A 521-nucleotide genomic window follows, 5' to 3' on the forward strand; every position below is an offset into this window, starting at 1 on the left:
GTCTACCGTCACCACATCAATTAAGGCGTTACCAGCCCTAAGCTGGGTTAAACCAAGCTCCATTACTTCGCGCTCGACTGGGCAACCCAAAACATCTCGATAGAAATGCAACATGGCGTCGAGGTTGCACGTTCTTAACACGACATGATCAAGGGCTTGGATTGCGATTGGGTTGTTGGTGGGCATGCTTCACTCCTTTTGTGCGGTTATGGAAAAGTATACGACCTGAACGTCCATATTGATCGTTAAGCCATTTTTAACATATGCGCATTTAGTCATAAAGAGTGCGTTTAAGAAGAGAGAAAGAGTGTTTGGCGAAACGCCTTGATGTGCGACCGAGTCAGGCGTTTAGGCCTGTAGCAAATTGGTCACGCGCCCAAGCTCGCAAACATTGATGTGAAGTGCTGGATTCATCTCGTTTATGGAAAATCAGTTTATAGCTGACTGGCTCGGAAAACATTGGAGTTTGAATGACTTGCAGATTCAAAGCCGATTGCCATTTCTGCGCCAAAGACAGGGGA

Annotated in this window: 1 protein-coding gene and 1 pseudogene; both read right to left on the reverse strand. The window is 46.4% G+C overall.

Annotation, left to right across the window (positions count from 1 at the left end):
* The coding region (locus tag R8N47_RS28335; protein ID WP_318186501.1) for a VOC family protein at window positions 1-186 on the reverse strand (186 nt) is incomplete at its 3' end.
* A gap of 154 nt (window positions 187-340) precedes the next feature.
* Window positions 341-521: pseudogene (locus R8N47_RS28340) on the reverse strand (LysR family transcriptional regulator); the annotation flags it as partial.

The organism is Vibrio sp. 2132-1 (assembly GCF_033344315.1).